Genomic DNA, 16,626 nt, shown 5'->3' with positions numbered 1-16,626 from the left:
GCTGAACCGTTAAAACTGAGTTAATCACTCAGCTTATTCTTTGAGTTGGCCGGTCGTTGGGATGGCGGTGGCGTGAGTAGGGTGACAGTAAACATGGGTGTGAGAGCAGACCGCGTGATCTTCAGGGCAAAGCTTTTGGCGGGCGTCGCCATCTTCGGTGCGAGCGCCACGTTCGCTATCGCGCAGGACGCGACCGAGCTGAAACCGGTCGTCATTCAGGGCTCCGGCAATTCGGCCGATGGCTCCAGCGAAGCAACCGGCACGGGCCCCGTCAAGGGCTATGTCGCCAAGAAGACGACGGCTGGTTCGAAGACCGATACGCCGCTGAAGGAAATTCCGCAGGCTGTCTCCGTTATCGGCCGCCAGGAGCTCGACGATCGTGGCGTTGTCAACAAGGTCGACGAGGCACTGCGTTATACGGCAGGCGTCGCCACGCAGACCTTCGGCACCGATCCGGATACCGATTGGTTCTACGTCCGTGGCTTCGATGCCGGACAGAGCGGCGTCTATCTCGACAATCTCAACCTGTTTTCCTACGGGTTCGGCAATTTCCAGATCGATCCCTTCATGCTCGAGCGTGTCGATGTCCTGAAGGGGCCGGCCTCGGTTCTCTACGGCGGCGCCAATGCCGGTGGCATTATCGACATGGTCCGCAAGCGCCCGACCGACGATCCGCTCTACTATACCGAGATCGGCATCAACTCGAACGGCAACGCTTTCACGGGTTTCGACTTCTCCGACAAGGTCGGATCGAGCGACAGCATGACCTATCGGCTGACCGGCAAGATCGCCGGAGGCGATGGCTACACCGATTACACCCGTGATCTGCGCGGCTTCGTCATGCCGCAGCTCACCATTTCGCCGGATGACACCACGAGCCTGACCGTTTGGGCCTATGCCGGCGGTCTGGATCAGACCCATACGGGCAACGGCTTCCTGCCTTATGAAGGCACGGTCGTCGACCGGCCGGGTATCGGCAAGATCTCGCGCCGCTTCTTCCCTGGTGAACCGGATCTGGACACCGGCCGCTACGATCAGCAGATGATTGGCTATGAGTTCGAGCGCGAGTTCGAAGGCGGCTGGAAATACTCGTCGAATGCCCGCTACGGTCGTCTCGACAAATACGAGTTCCTTGTCTATCCCTCGCTCTATGCCAGCCAGACCGAGCTCCAGCGCCTGAACTTCGAGGGCGACACCTCGGTTGGCACATTGGCCTGGGACAATCGCATCGAAAACACGTTCGACCTTGGCGCTACCGAGCATAAGGTGATGTTTGGTGTCGATTACCGGCTGTACAGCATCGACAACGTGCAGAACTCCGTCTTCGGCGCCGGCTATCCGGTCCAGCCCTACAACGGCAATCTTGACGTACTGAACCCGATTTATGGCCAGACACAGCCGACACCCGGAGCGCTTTACAGCGAAGACGTCAGAATGAATCAGCTGGGCGTCTATGCTCAGGATCAGGTCCGTTTCGGCAACGGATGGCTGGCAACGCTCAACGGCCGCTACGATTATGTCAACACCGACTTCAAGGATCGGCTGGATTCATCCAACAGCTTCGACGAATCCGACGGTGCCTGGAGCGGCCGCGCCGGCCTCGCCTACGAGTTCGACAACGGCCTGACGCCTTATGCCAGCGCATCGACCTTCTTCAACCCGATGGTCGGCCGTGGTGGACATGGTCCGCTCAAGCCGGAAGAGGGCGAACAGTATGAAGCCGGCATCAAGTACGAGCCCACCTTCATGGATGCGTCCTTCACCGCCTCCGTCTTCCGCATCAACAAGCGCAACAACTCGGTTTCGATCCCGGTCGCTCCGTGGACGGACCAGCTTGGTGAAGTGGAATCGAAGGGCTTCGAACTGGAGGCCAAGGTCAACATCGACGATAACTGGAAGCTGCTCGGCGCCTTCGCCGCGACCGATGTCACCGTTGTCCAGAATGACCCGAACCCCGGCCTGATCGGCAAGACGCCTTATGTCGTTCCCGATTACACGGCGTCCATGTGGGTCGATTACACGGTGACGAACGGCGCGCTTGAAGGGCTGAGCCTCGGAGCCGGCCTTCGCCACAAGGGCCGTTCCTGGGCGGACGAAGCCAACACGCTTCGCGTGCCTGAATCGACCGTGTTCGACGCGGCCATCCGCTACGAAAAGGAAAACTGGATGGCATCGCTCAACGTCACCAACCTGTTCGACAAGCAGTATGTCGAGGCTTGCCGTACGGCCGGCGCTTGCGGCTACGGCGATGCCCGCACCTTCACCTTCAAGCTTGCCAAGAAGTGGTAAGTCTACTTTGATCGTGAAAACGGCCGGAGAACGGGTTGTCCCGTTCTCCGGCCGTTGTCGTTTCCATGTGGCCGCTTCACGCATGCGACGCGCGCAATAGCCAGATCAGCCAGCGACCGTGAAGTAGATCCAGGCCGCGATAAAGGCCGCGATCACCGCGACGATCGAGATCAGTTTGCGCAGCCATGGGCGTGGCGGCTTCGGGGTCTTTTGCGGCGCGGGCTTGCGGAACTGGATGACGTTATCGCTCATCTCGCCTGTTTCCTCGTTCTAACGGACGACATCATGCTCCCATAGCAGCGTCAACTTAAATGAAAAAGCGGGTGATCGCGTCGCGTGTCTTTTTTCTGCGCGCGACAACCGAATTGCAACGCCGGCGGCCGTTGTCTTGCCTTCTTCGTATCGATGCCTGTCCGGCCACTTGTTCTGGCTTCCCGCCATGGACAGGACCAATCCTGTCGCCTATGAAACAGGAGAATTTCTGGTTCACTTGGTGGCTTTATGACATATCAGTTCACGTCCGGCCATTGGCCCATCGGCGGCGGCGAAACCGGCGAACTTGTTCGCGGTTTCGATTGGGCGGCAACCTCGCTTGGCCCGATCAGCGAGTGGCCGCAGAACCTGAGAATCAAGGTCAATTCGATCGTCAATTCGCCGATCCCGCAGGTGCTGATGTGGGGCGACGATCATGTGATGATCTATAATGACGGCTACGTGGAGATTGCCGGCAGCTACCATCCGCGCGCGCTCGGCGCGACCGTCCCCGGCATCTGGCCGGAGATCTGGGACTGGAACAGCAAGATTCTCGAGGCCGGCTTTCGCGGCGAGGTCCAGTCCTACCGCGACCAGACGATGGTGTTGCATCGCCACGGGGTGCCGGAAGAAGTCGTCTTCGACCTGTTCTACACGCCGATCTATGACGACGACGGCAAGGTCAACGGTGTCCTCTGCACGGTGCTTGAAAACACCGACAAGGTGAAGGCGGTGGCCGAGCTCGCGGACAGCCGCGAGGAGCTGAAGCGGCTGACGGATGCGCTTCCCATCCTCGTGGGCTTCATCGATCGCGGCCATGTCTACCGTTTCGCCAATCAGGGCTACATGGAGTGGTTCGGCCTCGACGCAGCCGACGTCGTCGGCAAGCACGTGTCCGAGGTGATCGGTCAGACGAGCTACCAGGCACGTCTTTCCCTGGTCGAGCAGGCGATGGCGGGCGACCGCATCATCACCGACACGTCGATCGTCCGGCCGGATGGGGCACATCGCAATGTCGAGATACGCTACGTGCCCCGGCGCACATCGACCGGCGAGATCGACGGCATCTACGTGGTGATGATCGATATCGAGGATCGCAAGCGATCCGAAGTCGCCTTGCAGCGGAGCAATGGCCGCTTCCGCGCGGCGGTGAACGCCGTCCACGGCGTGATCTGGACGAACGCCGCCGACGGACGCATGCTGGGTGAGCAGCCGGCATGGTCCGCGCTGACCGGGCAGCCCTTCGAGAGCTATCAGGATTATGGCTGGGCGGAGGCCGTTCATCCGGACGACAAGGACGGCTCGGTCGAGAGCTGGAAGGCCGCGGTCGCCGCGAAGGCGACCTATGTCCACGAACACAGGGTTCGGCGCGCCGATGGCGTCTATCGAACCTTCGCCATTCGCGGCGTGCCGATCTTCGACGCTTCCGGTGAGATCGAGGAATGGGTCGGCGTTCACACAGACATCACCGAGCAGCGCGAGGCGGAGGCCAGTCTGCAGGACCACGCCACCAGCCTTGAGCGGCAGGTTCGCCACCGCGTGCGGGCCGAGGAGCAGTTGCGACAGCTGAACGAAAGCCTCGAGGCGAGGGTCGAGGCCGAGATCGCCGAGCGCCACCAGACCGAGCGCGCCCTGCAGCAGGCGCAGAAGATGGAAGCGATCGGCCAGCTGACGGGCGGCGTGGCGCATGATTTCAACAATCTGCTGCAGGTCGTCTCCGGCAACCTGCAACTCCTGTCGAAGGATCTGATGGGCAACGAGCGGGCGGAGCGGCGTCTGGCCAATGCGCTGGCCGGCGTCAATCGCGGCGCGAAGCTTGCCAGCCAGCTGCTCGCCTTCGGCCGCCGACAGGCGCTGGAGCCCCGGGTTATCAATATCGCGCGCTTCATCGGCGGAATGGACGACCTGCTGCGGCGTTCGCTTGGAGAAGCGGTCGAAATCGAGGTGATCACCAGCGGCGGGCTGTGGAACACCTATGCCGATCCCACGCAGGTGGAAAACGCGCTGCTCAACCTTGCCATCAACGCGCGCGACGCGATGAACGGTTCCGGTAAGCTGACGATCGAGATGGGCAACGCGGCGCTAGACCAGGAATATGCGCGCGCCCATCAGGAGGTCATGCCTGGCCAGTATGTCATGCTCGCGGTCACCGATACCGGAACGGGCATGTCGCCGGACATATTGAACAAGGTGTTCGAGCCGTTCTTCTCGACGAAGCCCGAAGGCAAGGGAACCGGGCTTGGGCTTTCCATGGTCTACGGCTTCGTCAAGCAATCGGGCGGACATGTGAAGATCTACAGCGAAATCGATCAGGGAACGACGGTACGCATCTACCTGCCGCGTTCTGTCGCTGACGAGGACCGCGAGGTGACCGTGCATGGCGGGCCGGTAGTCGGCGGTACGGAAACGGTGCTGGTGGTCGAGGATGACGAGGAAGTGCGTTCGATCGTCGTCGAGACGCTGTCCGATCTCGGCTACAGCGTTCTGACCGCCAAGGATGCGCAGGCCGGATTGAACGTCATCGAAAGCGGCATGCAGATCGACGTGATCTTCACCGACGTCGTCATGCCCGGACCGCTGAAAAGCAGCGAGATGGCGCGGCGCGCCAAGGAGCGGCTGCCCGGCGTGGCCGTGCTCTTCACCTCGGGCTACACAGAGAACTCGATCGTTCACGGCGGAAGGCTGGACCCCGGCGTCGAGTTGCTATCGAAGCCCTATACGAGGGAGGCGCTGGCGCGCCGGCTTCGTCACGTCATCGCGAACCAGAAGCAGATCAGCCAGGTGTCCTCGCCGCGAAGCGCGGCGCCGATCGACCAGCCCGTGGCGGCAGTCGGCGTGCGTATTCTGCTCGTCGAGGACGACTTCCTGATCCGCTCGAACACGGCCGAAATGCTGCTCGACATGGCGCATCAGGTGACGGAAGCGGCGGATGGAGCGGAGGCGCTCGAGTTCCTGCGGGCCAACGAGATCGACGTGCTGATGGCGGATATCGGGTTGCCCGATGTCAACGGCGTCGATCTTGCCGCGGCCGTGCTCCGCGAGCATCCTGACATCGCCGTCGTGTTCGCGACAGGGGAGCACAGTCTGCCGGCCGGCGCGCCGCCCAAGGCGGTTCTGTTGCGGAAACCCTATTCCGAAATGGATTTGAAGTCGGCCGTCGAGCGCGCCGTGGCCACGAGGCGCTAGGCGCGACCGGCCAGCATTGTCGTTATCATCGCCTTTTCGCCGAAGCGTGAATGCTGGACCGGACCGAAGATCAGGATTTGAGTGAAGGGACTGAATTGAATGTCGATTGCGACTGAAATCTTGCCGGTGACCGAGGAAACGCGCACCCAGCGACTGAAGGCCGCAACACATGCAGCGCATGAGCGTCTGGACAAGCGTATCATGCAGATCAATCCCTTCGCCGACAGGCAGAGCTATGCTCGCCTCCTGCAGATGCAATACCTGTTTCACCGGGATCTCGATGCCTTGTTCTTCAACGAGCAACTCGATGCCCTGCTTCCGGATCTGGCCGGCCGCCGGAGACTGGCACTCATCGAGCAGGACTTTGCCGATCTCGGCATAGACACGCCGCAAACTGAGAGTGTTCCGACATTCGCCAGCGGAGACAAGGTCGCGATTGCGGAGGCCTTGGGATGGCTCTACGTGATCGAAGGCTCCAATCTCGGCGCGGCCTTTCTTCTGAAATACGCGGCCAAGCTCGGTCTCGACGAGAATATGGGAGCGCGCCATCTCGCCGGGGCGCCCGAAGGGCGTGGCCTGCATTGGCGTACATTCACCGCGGCGCTCGATGGAGTCGATCTGAGCGCTGAGGAGGAACGGGCGCTCATCGCCGGGGCGGATGCCGCATTCGCGCGCGTCTACGATTTCGCGGAGCTTGCCTTCTCCAGGCAATAAGATCGTCGGGTTTCACTGGTCCTGCCGGCGTGGCAACGTAGACCGATCAGGTCAATATCAGGAAATTGGCGCAACTCGCATCGACGCTGCCGATGCGGATTCGGTGTTCGGTCGCGGCGGCAAGCGGTCGGAAAGTAACGCGCTTGGCGGACTTCGCCCGCTGCAGCAATTCTTCGCCGGCAAACAAGAGACCGTCTTTCTCGGTCATTTCGTAGGCAACATGGCCGTTATGCCCGTCGTCGACGATCGTGATCGTCCCCAAGCCTGAACGCATTATGTGAGTCTCCCTCGCATTGTGCATATCGTGCATTAGGGAGATAAAAAGTTCAATGCGCTGAACGGGTTGTCCCCCTCTTGGCGAGTGAACAACGGACAAAGAAAAAGCCCCGCGGAGTGCGAGGCTGAAGTTTCGGTCGCATCGGGGAAAGCGAATACGACCAAGGCGCTCATAGCCTATTGCGCGTCGTTAACAGGCCAGAATCTGTCGGTTTGGTACGCATCGCGAGAATATCTCGGCTGCCACCGCGCTTGACCGCGCCAAGATGTATAGACAAAACTCCGCCTGAGAACTGGGTTGCCATCGGATCGCTGCCCCGATTCAGGAACATGGGGTATCGGCATGCGAAATCGATTGAACCACGACGCAATGGCTGCCGTGGGGTTCATCGAACCCTGGAGCGTGAAGGCCGGTTCCGCCACGGGCGCTTTTCTTTCCTGCACCGATCCGAATGCGAGCGTCAGGGTCGTCACGCTTGATCGCGACGAAGCGGTCGAGGTCGATTGGGAGATTGAGAGGCATCCGGACGCATTCTTCATCCGCGAATATGATCTCGGCTCCTGGGCCGAGATTCCGGCCGCGGCTCGTCGGTCTGACGTCTACGAGCTGTCCCTGGAAATTCTCTTCACCAGGAACGAGAGCACGAAGCCGGTCGTCGCGATCGGTCCGCTGCTCTTGAATCTGGTGCCCGATGGTGGTCTGGTTGCCGTTGTTGACGGTGAAAGCCATCCCGTCGCCGATGTCCGTAACGAGCGGTGGTATCAGCTCGACATCTCTTTTTCGCTGAGCGCGATGGGTTTCAAGGTCAGGCGTGCCGGCCAGCCGGTCGTAGCGGAACGCACGATCCCGCTTGGCCCGGCGGATATCTCCGGACCGATTTGCATCGGCGGCGTCTCGGATCGTTCGCGCCGGACCTTGAATGCCAGACTCGGCCGCATCCGGCTAACCAGCGCCGACCACGAGACGGAATGGCGCTTTCCCACGCGTGGCCCGGTAGGCAGCATTTCACCCGTGCAGCAAGGCGGCCCGGCGATCATCGTTCACAATGCGCCGATATTTTCAGTCGCCTCGCCGCGCTTTACCGGCGAGGTCCACGATCCCCGTCTGGCCGCCGATCAATTCGATGCCATTCATCTGCACGACGACGATTTCGGCGGCTTCGACTGGGCGGCGGATCTGACCGTCAATATCCCTGAGGATGCACGGTCCGGCGTCTATGCGCTCGAGATCGGGACGGATCGCGGAGTGGAGAGGCTGCCATTCTTCGTGCGCCCACGCGAGCCGCGGTCGAACGTGGCGGTGCTGCTGCCGACCGCCACCTATCTCGCCTACGCCGACGAGCAGCTACCGCCGCATCGCTACCCCTGGCATGGCAGCGATCGCGCGCATCTATTCGCGATCGACAACAATTTCCTCAGCCTCTACGACACGCACAGCGATCTCAGTGGCGTCAGCCTGACCTCGAGCCGGCGACCGCGCGCGACGCTGAGGGAAGACTATCATTACCCGCTCTCGAACTCGCCGCATCTGCTCCCGGTCGATCTGCAGCTGCTGAAATTCTACGCGAGAAATGGCATCGCGGTCGACGTATTGACCGATCGCGATCTTCACGACGAAGGCTTGGAGAGCCTGTCGCCCTATAGCCTGGTGTTGACGGGCAGTCATCCGGAATACTGGTCGTCGGCGATGATGAACGGCCTGGATCGCTATCTCGGTTCCGGCGGTAGTCTCGGTTATCTTGGCGGTAACGGATTTTACTGGGTGGTCGCCTTCGACGGCGACAAGATGGAACTGCGGCGCGGCAAGAACGATATCTGGAGCGGCCGACCGGGTGAGGTGCATCTGTCGATGACGGGCGAACCCGGTGGAAACTGGGAAGATCGCGGCAACCACCATCCCCAGGCGCTGGTTGGCGTAACCTATGTGATCATGAGCTTCGGCGCATCGAGGCCCTATCGCCGCTTGGAGGGCAGCTACGCCGCCGAATATGCGTGGCTGTTCGATGGTGTCGGTGAGACCTTCGGCGATAGCGGCACCGTGCTTGGCGGTGCTGCGGGATATGAGGTGGATGCGGTACTGCGCTCGGAAGAAACGCCCGCTAATCTGGTCCGGCTGGCGGTCGCCGATGGCTTCGACGACAGCTTTCAGGTGCGCCCGGACCTTTGGCTCGCCGATGGCGAAGCGGAGCGGGCCGCGATGCGGCGATCGGATATGACGATCTACCGGCACGAGGCTGGCGGATTGGTGTTTTCCGCCAGTTCCGTCGCCTGGATCGGTGCTCTACCGGCACCCGGAGAAGACAATGATGTCGGCCGCATCATGCTCAATCTTGTCGGCCGGTTTACGGACTAAAGCGCATCGTCCTGCTGCGAACCCGCTCGGATCGCCGCGAGCACTTCCTTCTGGATGGAGATGAAGTCCGAGGTCGAGATCATGTCCTGATGTCTCGGTCGCGCCAGCCCGACATGGAAGGTGGCGTTGATACGGCCGGGATTGATGCTCATCGAAATGATGCGGTCGGAAAGGTAGACGGCCTCTTCGACGTCATGGGTGACGAACAGCACGGTCAGGCGATGCTCTTCCCAGATCTGCGTGAGCAACTCCTGCATCTGATGGCGCGTCAGCGCATCCAGCGCGCCGAAGGGCTCGTCCATCAGGAGCATCTTCGGTCGATAAGACAGCGCGCGCGCGATGGCAACGCGCTGCTTCATGCCGCCTGAAAGCTGCGAGGGGAAGGCATCGGCGAAACGGTCGAGCTTCACCAGGTTGATATGGTGTCGCGCGACTTCCCTGCGCTCGGCAGCCGACAAGCCCGCCGCCTGAAGGGCGAACTCGACGTTCTGCTGCGCGGTCAGCCAGGGGAGCAGCGTGTAGGACTGAAAGACGACGCCACGGTCGAGACCGGGGCCGACGATCGGCGCGCCATCGGTCAGCAACACGCCGTCATTGAACTTCTGCAGGCCGGCGACGATCGAAAGCAGCGTGCTCTTGCCGCAACCGGAGGCGCCGACCAGCGACACGAACTCGTTGTCCGCCAGTTCCAGATCGATATCGCTGAGGGCGTGAACGCTTCGCTTGCCCGATCCGTACCACTTGTTGAGCGATTGGATCTTCAGTTTCGGTTCATTCATATCAATGTCTCGACGTATAACGGAAGAAAACACGCTCGAGAGCCTTCATGCTCTGATCGGTGATCAGGCCAAGTATGCCAAGAAGCAGGATGTAGCCGATGATCGTCTGCGTCTGGAAATAGCGCTGGGACACCACGATGCGGTAACCAAGCCCCGAGGTGGCCGCGACAAGCTCGGCCAGAACAAGCCAAGTCCAGGCCCAGCCCATGCTGATCCTCAGCGTGTCCCAGATGCCGGGCAGCGACGATGGCAGAACGATGCGCCAGAGGATCTTTGGTTCCGACAGGCCGAGCGTTCGTCCAAGCCCGACGAAGTCCGGCGGCACGCGCTTGACGCTGTCCATCACCATCAGCACCTGCTGGAAGAACGTGCCGATCCAGATGATCACGAATTTCTGGATGTCGCTCGTTCCTGCCCACAGGATCGTCAGCGGCACGAAGGCGACGACAGGCATGTAGCGCACGAAGTCGATGAACGGTTCGATCGCAGCTTCCCATGTGCGGTAACAGCCGATCATGATGCCGATCGGGATCGCCATCAAGGACGCCAGCGCGAAGCCGACGAGCATTCTGTAGATACTGATGCCGGCATCGTTCAGCAACGTCCCATCGAACGTCAGTTCCACCATCTTGGTCCAGACAGCGCCCGGGCTCGGAAGGAAGATGGGCTTGACCCAGCCGGTCGCGGTCGCCGCCCACCAAAAGGCAAACAGCAGCGCGAACACGCACACGGCGATGAGGAGGAACGTTTTTGCGCCGAGCGGATCACCGATGCGGAATGCGCTGGGCGGTCGCCCGACACCCGCGCGCGAGGACGCGCGGGTGTCGGTGCTGGCAGACGAGGATTGTGATGCCGACATGGATGATCCGTCTTGAGTAGCGCGTTACTTGTTGGCCGCGTCGACGAAGGACGAATCGATCATCTGTTCGGCGGTCACGTCCTGGGTCAGGATCTTGGCAAGCTTGGCTGCCTTCAGCACATCGACGAAGGTCTTGGTCTTGAATTCGCCGGCGAAAGCCTTGGATGCCTCGGCGGTCGTGTAATATTGCACGCCGTCGAATGCGGTTGCGAGATCCTCAGGCGATGCGCCCACGGCCTTGGCGATAATCGCGCGGTCTTCGGCGGTGTTGGCCTTGTAGTCGGCGAGCGCCGCGTCCCAGGCCTTCAGCATGGCCAGAACCTGACCCGGCTTGGACTTCAGAACGTCTTCGCGAACAACCAGCACGTCGGATACGAGGCCCGGATCCTTGCCGGCTTCGAAGAGAAGCTTGATGGCCTTGTCCTGCGCACGTGCGGTGGAGATGTATGGCTCATAGGTCACGGCCACGGGAACCCGGCCGGCGATTAGAGCCGAGCCCGCATCGGCGGCCGGCATCGGAACACGGGTGATGTCGTCGATGGTCATGCCGTTGGCGGCGAGCGCGTAATTGAGCAGGATGTCGCTTGTCGTGCCTTCTTCATAGGCGACGCTCTTGCCCTTCAGGTCGGCGACGCTGTTGATGTCGCTGCCGGCGAGGATGGCGTCGGCCGTCAGGCTGAAATCGAGAAGCGAGACGATCTTCACCGGCAGGCCGGCGGCGACCATGCCCATCGCGGTGTGGGTCGCGATGTTGGCTGCGTCCAGCTGGCCACTGGCAAGCGCTGCGTTCAGATCCTTGTCTTCGGTGAAGTTGACGAGTTCAACCTCTTCGAGGCCGGCCTTCTTGAAAAGACCCTTGCTGGCCGCGACGTGCCACTGGCCGTAGCCGAGCCAAGGCTCGATGCCGAGCTTGAAGGTGCCGGCTTCCGGCTTGGCGGGAATGTCGGCTGCTGCAGCCGGGACGGCCTGCGTGAGAGCGCCGATAACGCCGGCGACGATGGCCAGGCGCGACATGTGAGACTTGATCGATGCGTATGTCATGGTAACCCCTCTTTTCTACGATGATGTGTTCGCTAAGCTCGAAGCCAGGACGTCATTCGTGTGTTTGTATGTTCAGCCTATATTTTGGGCAGTCGGCTGAACAGCATTATGTATAGTCATTTGTTTGCCCGAACTTGTAAATCTGAATCTGCGCGGTATCGCCGATCGAGGCCCCGAAACCCCGTCGGCGTCGCTCCCTCTATGAATGCGCATGACGATTTCGGCAATCGCCGATGTCGCGTCCTGGCGAATTCGTGATGTCTGAAAGCTCTCATCTCACGCATGCTCCGGATCGATCGCGTCGAGGAACCGGGTCACGATATCCGAGCCTTCCCCTGGCTCGCTGCCCACCATCACGGCCGTTGAAAAGCCGATCAGCGAGGAGGTCGGATTATGCGTGGCCACGCCGGCGCGAAGGTTCATGACCAGCGTCGGGCAGAGGAAGAGCCCGAGCCGGATCACCGTTCGCCAATCCTGTGGAAGCAGCGCTCGGCTCTTTAGCTCCGTAAGCAACGGCTTCCACAGCGCTGTCGCCTTGGCGTCGAGAAGGGCCTGGCGGATCGGGCTTGGCTGCCAATCGAAATCGGCATGCAGCGTGCCATTTTCATAGCGCGCACGTGCTTTGAACTTTTGCTCGGCCAACGCCGGCTCGTAGAGCCAGAGCGGGTGGGCGAAGATGTTGTGGAAGGTGGTTTTGACTTCGGCAAGCAGCGTCGGAATGTTCTCGCCGGCGAAAGCGGGGTCGAAGAAGGAGAGTGCGGCGCCGTTGTCGCTCTTGCGGTACCAGACGTTCGCGTTGTGGGCATCGCCATGGGCGGTGACGCCGCCGGCATCGGCAAGGCGAAGCGGCGCGAGCCGCTTGTGCGCTTCGTCAAACAGCTCGCCGACCGTCTTCTCATAAGCAACGCCGTTGATGACGAAATGCGCCGCCGCGAATTCGTTCCAATCGAGCGAAGCACCGGGAAAGGCGAAGCGCTTGCCGATGTAGAAGCTCTCGTATCGGCCACCCGGGAATGTCGCGCCGGGTTCGCTGACGAGACGGGCGGAAAACAGCCGGTGCACGGGCTCCTCAGCCACCTGTCCCGGCGTCACTGGATGCAGCGTCTCCAGGTAGACCTTCAGCACGGCCTCGCTGAGCTTGCGTTCGGCATCCACCGCCTCAGCGGCTGCGGCGGCATCCGGCTCGAGATCGATGGCGCGCAGCACGTCTGAGAACCTGGGGTCGAAGCGGCGTTTATAGACGAGGATCTGTTCGCCCGGCAGGGTCGACATCATCACGGGCTGATCGACGGGAAGGCCCGCGCGTGTCAGGATATCCGCGCGGTAATACTCGCCGCCCATCTTCTCCTCGCCTTCCTCCTGGTGGAATTTGAAGAAGTATTTCTCCTCGCCGCTTTCGAAGAAACCGTTCAGCGAGTTCAGGCTGTACTGGTCGAAATTGATCGCGAGGTTCTGCGCATCGAGCTCGAACAGATCGAAAAGCAACTCGGCGAGAAGTGTCTCGGCCACGCCATCGCGCTTCTTGGCGTGATCGCGAATAATGGCGGTTCGGCTGTTGGTCTGGCTCATGGAATGCGCTTCTCGAATAAACTAGGGTGTTGATGCGTGTTGTCAGGCAGGCTTGTGGGTTGGGCGATACCGGCTGCCGAGAGAGTAGCGGCTGCCGACATGGGTGAAGGTGTTGACGGTCGCGACCGTGGCGCCGGTCCAGGTTTTGCGGTGCAGAACGAGGCAGCTGTCGCGCTCGGGCATCTGCAGCAGCCGCGCCTGTTCCGGCCCCGCCGGAAGCGCGCTGATCAAGTGTTCGACCTCGGTCAGCGGCGTGCAGCGCTGCAGATATTCCAGCGTTGCGATCGAGGTGAAATCCTGGTCGAGATAGTGCGGAACGAGCGCGGGGTTCACATACCGCTCCTCCAGCTGCACCGGAATGTCATTTTCGAAATGCACGACGAGCGAGTGATCGACGGGCTTGACCCGATCGAACTCGAATGCGCGGACAATGGCGGGCGCGGGATGCTCGATGCGCTCGAGCAGGATGACACCAGCGCGATGCTTGCCGCCGCGATCCCGGATCTCGTTGATGATGTTGCTGACTTCGATCAGCGTCGACTGCGCCTTGGGCGGCGCGACAAAGGTGCCGACGCCCTGGACCCTGCGAAGATGGCCCTCCGAGGTGAGTTCGCGCAGCGCACGATGCACCGTCATGCGGGAGACGCCCAGCGAATTCACGAGGTCGTTTTCGGAGGGTAGCCGGGCATTCTGTACCCACTTGCCGCTGCCGATGTTTGCGAGCACGAAGTCCTTGACCTTCTCGTAGAGCGGCGATGCCGAATCCGAAAGTGCACTCAATGACAAACTCTCCAGTTCGTTCTCGTGAACGGTTATCGCGTGGCGAACCTCAATCCGCGATCTCGACGATAGTCTTCAATTTCTGGCTCTGGCCTTTGAGCAGCCGCTGATAGGCATCCGGGACATCGTCGAGCGATGCCAGAACCTCGCTGAATTCGATGAGCGCGGGCTCCAGCTCGGGCAGCAGGGCGATCGCGTCCGGCAGCTCGGATGCGAAAGCGTGGCAGCCGACCAGCGATATTTCCCGTTCCACCAGGATGTTCGGGTCGAGATCCAGCTTGCCATGGCTGATGCCGACAAGCGCCAAGGCGCCGCCACCGACAAGCAGATCGAGACCGGCGGCAATCGCATGGATATTGCCCGTGGCATCGATAGCATAGCGCAGCCGTTCGCCATTCAGCGCGGCATCGATCGCGGCCTTGTCCAGACCGACCGCCGTCCCGCCGCAGATGCGCGCGACCAGCGCCGCGCGCTCGGCATTGGTATCGGCGAACAGCAGCTTGCCTTTGTGAAACCTCGAGAGCAGCAGACCGCTCAAGCCGCCGATGGTGCCGCAACCAATGACGAGAACCGCTTCACCCTGTGCCGCGTTGAGGCGTCTCACGGCGTGCAGCGCCACGGCGAGCGGCTCGGCCATCGTCGCGACCTTGGGTGCGAGCGATGGTTCATGCTTGAAGAGCAGCTTCGCCGGGAGTTGCACATGCTCGGCAAAACCGCCGTCGCATGCTTCGCCGACGAAGCCCAGCGCCTCGCATATGTTGCTGCGGCCCGACATGCAGGCCGGGCAGGTGCCACAGTAGACGCGCGAGTCGGCCGCCACATAGTCGCCGACCGCGAGATTTTCGACGTCTTCGCCGATGTGAGTTACCCGACCGCAGAACTCGTGACCTGCCGTCGAGGGGCGCCTGCTGATCCACTGGCCGGTGCGGAAGTTGTGCAGATCGGAGCCGCAGATGCCGGCGGCGCGGACCTCCACATTGACGAAGCCACTGGGTGGGGCCGATGGCGGATCGATCGCTTCGACCCGCAAATCCCCAGCATCGTGGAGGCGCACCGCTTTCAAGGGCTCAGCCTTTCGTCTTCAGGTAGGCGTCGCGGACGTCGGATACGGCGTTGGCGTGCGATGAGAAGCCTTCGTAGAGCGCAAGCTTGCGGGCGTGCGCGGCGAACTCGGGATAGGCTGGCGCCGTGACGTAGCCGATCGAGCTGCGCTTGACGAAGTCGGTCACCGAAAGCGGGCCATAGGTGCGCGCCCACCGGCTGGTCGGCAGAACGGCGTTCGGGCCCAGGCAGAAATTGCCGATGCTGACCGGCGTGTGCGGTCCAAGCAGGATTTCGGCGGCTTCGGTGATATGGCCGAGATGCGCGAAGGCGTCCGTGGAGAGAATTTCGAGGTGTTCGGGGGCGTAGGCGTTCACGAAGGCGTAGCTCTCCTCGATCGAGGAGGTCAGCACGACGCCGCCGCATTTTCCTGTGAGCACGGTCTTGGAGAAGCCGACGCGCTGTTCCGTCATCCGGCCCCAATGCTCCGGAAGGGCGGCGATGGCTTGTTCGGCGACACGGCGGCTGTGGGTGACGAGGTAGGCGGACGAATCCGGGCCGTGTTCCGCTTCGATCAGGAGATCGAGTGCCGCAAGACCGCCATGCACGGTGTCGTCGGCGAAGATCATCGCCTCGGATGGGCCGGCCGGCAGGCCGGTGTCGATCACGCCGGAGAGCAGGCGTTTCGCGGCGACGACCCACGGGCTGCCCGGTCCGACGATCTTCAGCGCTGGCTTGATCGTTTCAGTGCCGTAGGCGACGGCCGCAACGGCCTGTGCGCCGCCAACCTTGTAGACGGTGTCGACACCGGCAAGACGGGCCGCAACCAGCGTCGCGGCGTCCACGGTTCCATCGGGTGCCGGCGGTGTGACGATCGCAAGGTTAGGCACACCGGCAACAACGGCCGGAACAGAGGTCATCATCGTGACCGAGGGGAAGGAGCCCTTTCCGCGCGGCACGTAGAGCGCGACGGACTGGATCGGCGTGAAGCGGTCGCCGGCAAAGGCGCCCGGGCGAATTTCCTTCAGCCACATCGCCTCGGGCTTCTGCTCCTCGTGGAAGGTGCGGATGTTGGATATGCCGAACTTGATCGCTTCGATGACGTCGTCCTCGACAAGCTTGAAGGCGGCGTCGAACTCGGCCTCGGTCACCTTGATCGAGCTCTCAGCCAGATCCGCCTTGTCAAGCTCGCGTCCGAAGCGTGCGACGGCCCGGTCGCCTTCCGTGCGAACGGCCTCGAGGATCGGGCCTACCTTTTCGATAAAGCCGGAGATGTCGGTCTCCGACCGACGAAGCAAAGCCGATTTCTCGTCTGCAGAAAGCTTCGAATATTCGTAAAAGGAGACTTCAGTCATTGTGCACGTAACCTTGTTGGCGTCTTGGGCAAGCGCCGGCGAGAACCCAGCAATGGGCACAGCTTCGCCGCCGATGTCCGTTCGATCGGCTGTCTACTCAAACCAGTGGCTCAGGTCGAGGATTGATGTTCC

13 protein-coding genes are annotated in these 16,626 nt (G+C 61.7%); 4 read left to right on the top strand and 9 right to left on the bottom strand.

Translation table 11 applies throughout. The annotated features are described in order from the left end of the window. The first annotated feature begins 93 nt into the window (after nucleotides 1-93). Entirely contained in the window at nucleotides 94-2,289 is a 2,196-nt protein-coding gene (locus tag GGQ67_RS01620) for a TonB-dependent siderophore receptor (RefSeq protein WP_183898428.1), read from the top strand. A 105-nt stretch (nucleotides 2,290-2,394) separates the two neighbouring features. Here the strand turns inward: GGQ67_RS01620 and GGQ67_RS01615 are convergent, their stop codons facing one another. Then, complete coding sequence (locus tag GGQ67_RS01615; protein WP_183898427.1) at nucleotides 2,395-2,541, bottom strand: hypothetical protein; 147 nt, start codon at nucleotides 2,539-2,541, stop codon at nucleotides 2,395-2,397. 249 nt (nucleotides 2,542-2,790) lie between these two features. Between GGQ67_RS01615 and GGQ67_RS01610 the strand changes: the two genes are divergently transcribed. Both GGQ67_RS01610 and GGQ67_RS01605 read left to right on the top strand, forming a co-directional pair. Then, a complete protein-coding gene (locus tag GGQ67_RS01610) occupies nucleotides 2,791-5,727 on the top strand; it encodes a hybrid sensor histidine kinase/response regulator (RefSeq protein WP_183898426.1) in 2,937 nt (978 codons plus the stop codon). A gap of 99 nt (nucleotides 5,728-5,826) precedes the next feature. Then, nucleotides 5,827-6,441 (top strand): biliverdin-producing heme oxygenase, encoded by a 615-nt coding sequence (locus GGQ67_RS01605; protein ID WP_183898425.1) that lies wholly within the window; start codon nucleotides 5,827-5,829, stop codon nucleotides 6,439-6,441. A gap of 46 nt (nucleotides 6,442-6,487) precedes the next feature. Here the strand turns inward: GGQ67_RS01605 and GGQ67_RS01600 are convergent, their stop codons facing one another. Continuing rightward, a complete protein-coding gene (locus GGQ67_RS01600; protein WP_183898424.1) occupies nucleotides 6,488-6,715 on the bottom strand; it encodes a hypothetical protein in 228 nt (75 codons plus the stop codon). Between the two features lie 345 nt (nucleotides 6,716-7,060). Here GGQ67_RS01600 and GGQ67_RS01595 point away from each other — a divergent pair, with 345 nt between their 5' ends. After that, a complete protein-coding gene (locus tag GGQ67_RS01595) occupies nucleotides 7,061-9,070 on the top strand; it encodes a N,N-dimethylformamidase beta subunit family domain-containing protein (protein WP_246400062.1) in 2,010 nt (669 codons plus the stop codon). On the opposite strand, the gene GGQ67_RS01590 is transcribed toward GGQ67_RS01595, so the two are convergent. The 7 genes from GGQ67_RS01590 to hisD all read right to left on the bottom strand — a co-directional run bounded on the left by GGQ67_RS01590 (nucleotide 9,067) and on the right by hisD (nucleotide 16,494). Then, nucleotides 9,067-9,849, bottom strand: coding sequence for an ABC transporter ATP-binding protein (locus GGQ67_RS01590; RefSeq protein WP_183898423.1), 783 nt, complete (start codon nucleotides 9,847-9,849; stop codon nucleotides 9,067-9,069). The two genes, GGQ67_RS01595 and GGQ67_RS01590, sit on opposite strands and share 4 nt — an antisense overlap. A gap of 1 nt (nucleotide 9,850) precedes the next feature. Next, nucleotides 9,851-10,708, bottom strand: a complete 858-nt coding sequence (locus GGQ67_RS01585; protein ID WP_183898422.1) for an ABC transporter permease — start codon at nucleotides 10,706-10,708, stop codon at nucleotides 9,851-9,853. Between the two features lie 24 nt (nucleotides 10,709-10,732). Beyond that, a complete protein-coding gene (locus GGQ67_RS01580) occupies nucleotides 10,733-11,749 on the bottom strand; it encodes an ABC transporter substrate-binding protein (protein WP_183898421.1) in 1,017 nt (338 codons plus the stop codon). Between the two features lie 276 nt (nucleotides 11,750-12,025). Continuing rightward, complete coding sequence (locus GGQ67_RS01575) at nucleotides 12,026-13,318, bottom strand: hypothetical protein (RefSeq protein ID WP_183898420.1); 1,293 nt, start codon at nucleotides 13,316-13,318, stop codon at nucleotides 12,026-12,028. A 42-nt stretch (nucleotides 13,319-13,360) separates the two neighbouring features. Further along, on the bottom strand, nucleotides 13,361-14,098 hold the full coding sequence (gene hutC / locus GGQ67_RS01570; protein ID WP_183898419.1) for a histidine utilization transcriptional repressor HutC: 738 nt from the start codon (nucleotides 14,096-14,098) through the stop codon (nucleotides 13,361-13,363). 49 nt (nucleotides 14,099-14,147) lie between these two features. After that, nucleotides 14,148-15,161, bottom strand: a complete 1,014-nt coding sequence (locus GGQ67_RS01565; protein ID WP_183898418.1) for a zinc-dependent alcohol dehydrogenase — start codon at nucleotides 15,159-15,161, stop codon at nucleotides 14,148-14,150. 4 nt (nucleotides 15,162-15,165) lie between these two features. After that, complete coding sequence (gene hisD / locus GGQ67_RS01560; RefSeq protein ID WP_183898417.1) at nucleotides 15,166-16,494, bottom strand: histidinol dehydrogenase; 1,329 nt, start codon at nucleotides 16,492-16,494, stop codon at nucleotides 15,166-15,168. Nucleotides 16,495-16,626: the final 132 nt, after the last annotated feature.

The sequence above is a fragment of the Rhizobium metallidurans genome, assembly GCF_014196505.1.
In the GTDB taxonomy this organism is placed as follows: domain Bacteria; phylum Pseudomonadota; class Alphaproteobacteria; order Rhizobiales; family Rhizobiaceae; genus Rhizobium; species Rhizobium metallidurans.
The sequence above is the reverse complement of the archived record's forward strand: the minus strand, read 5'-3'. Positions and strand labels throughout refer to the sequence as shown.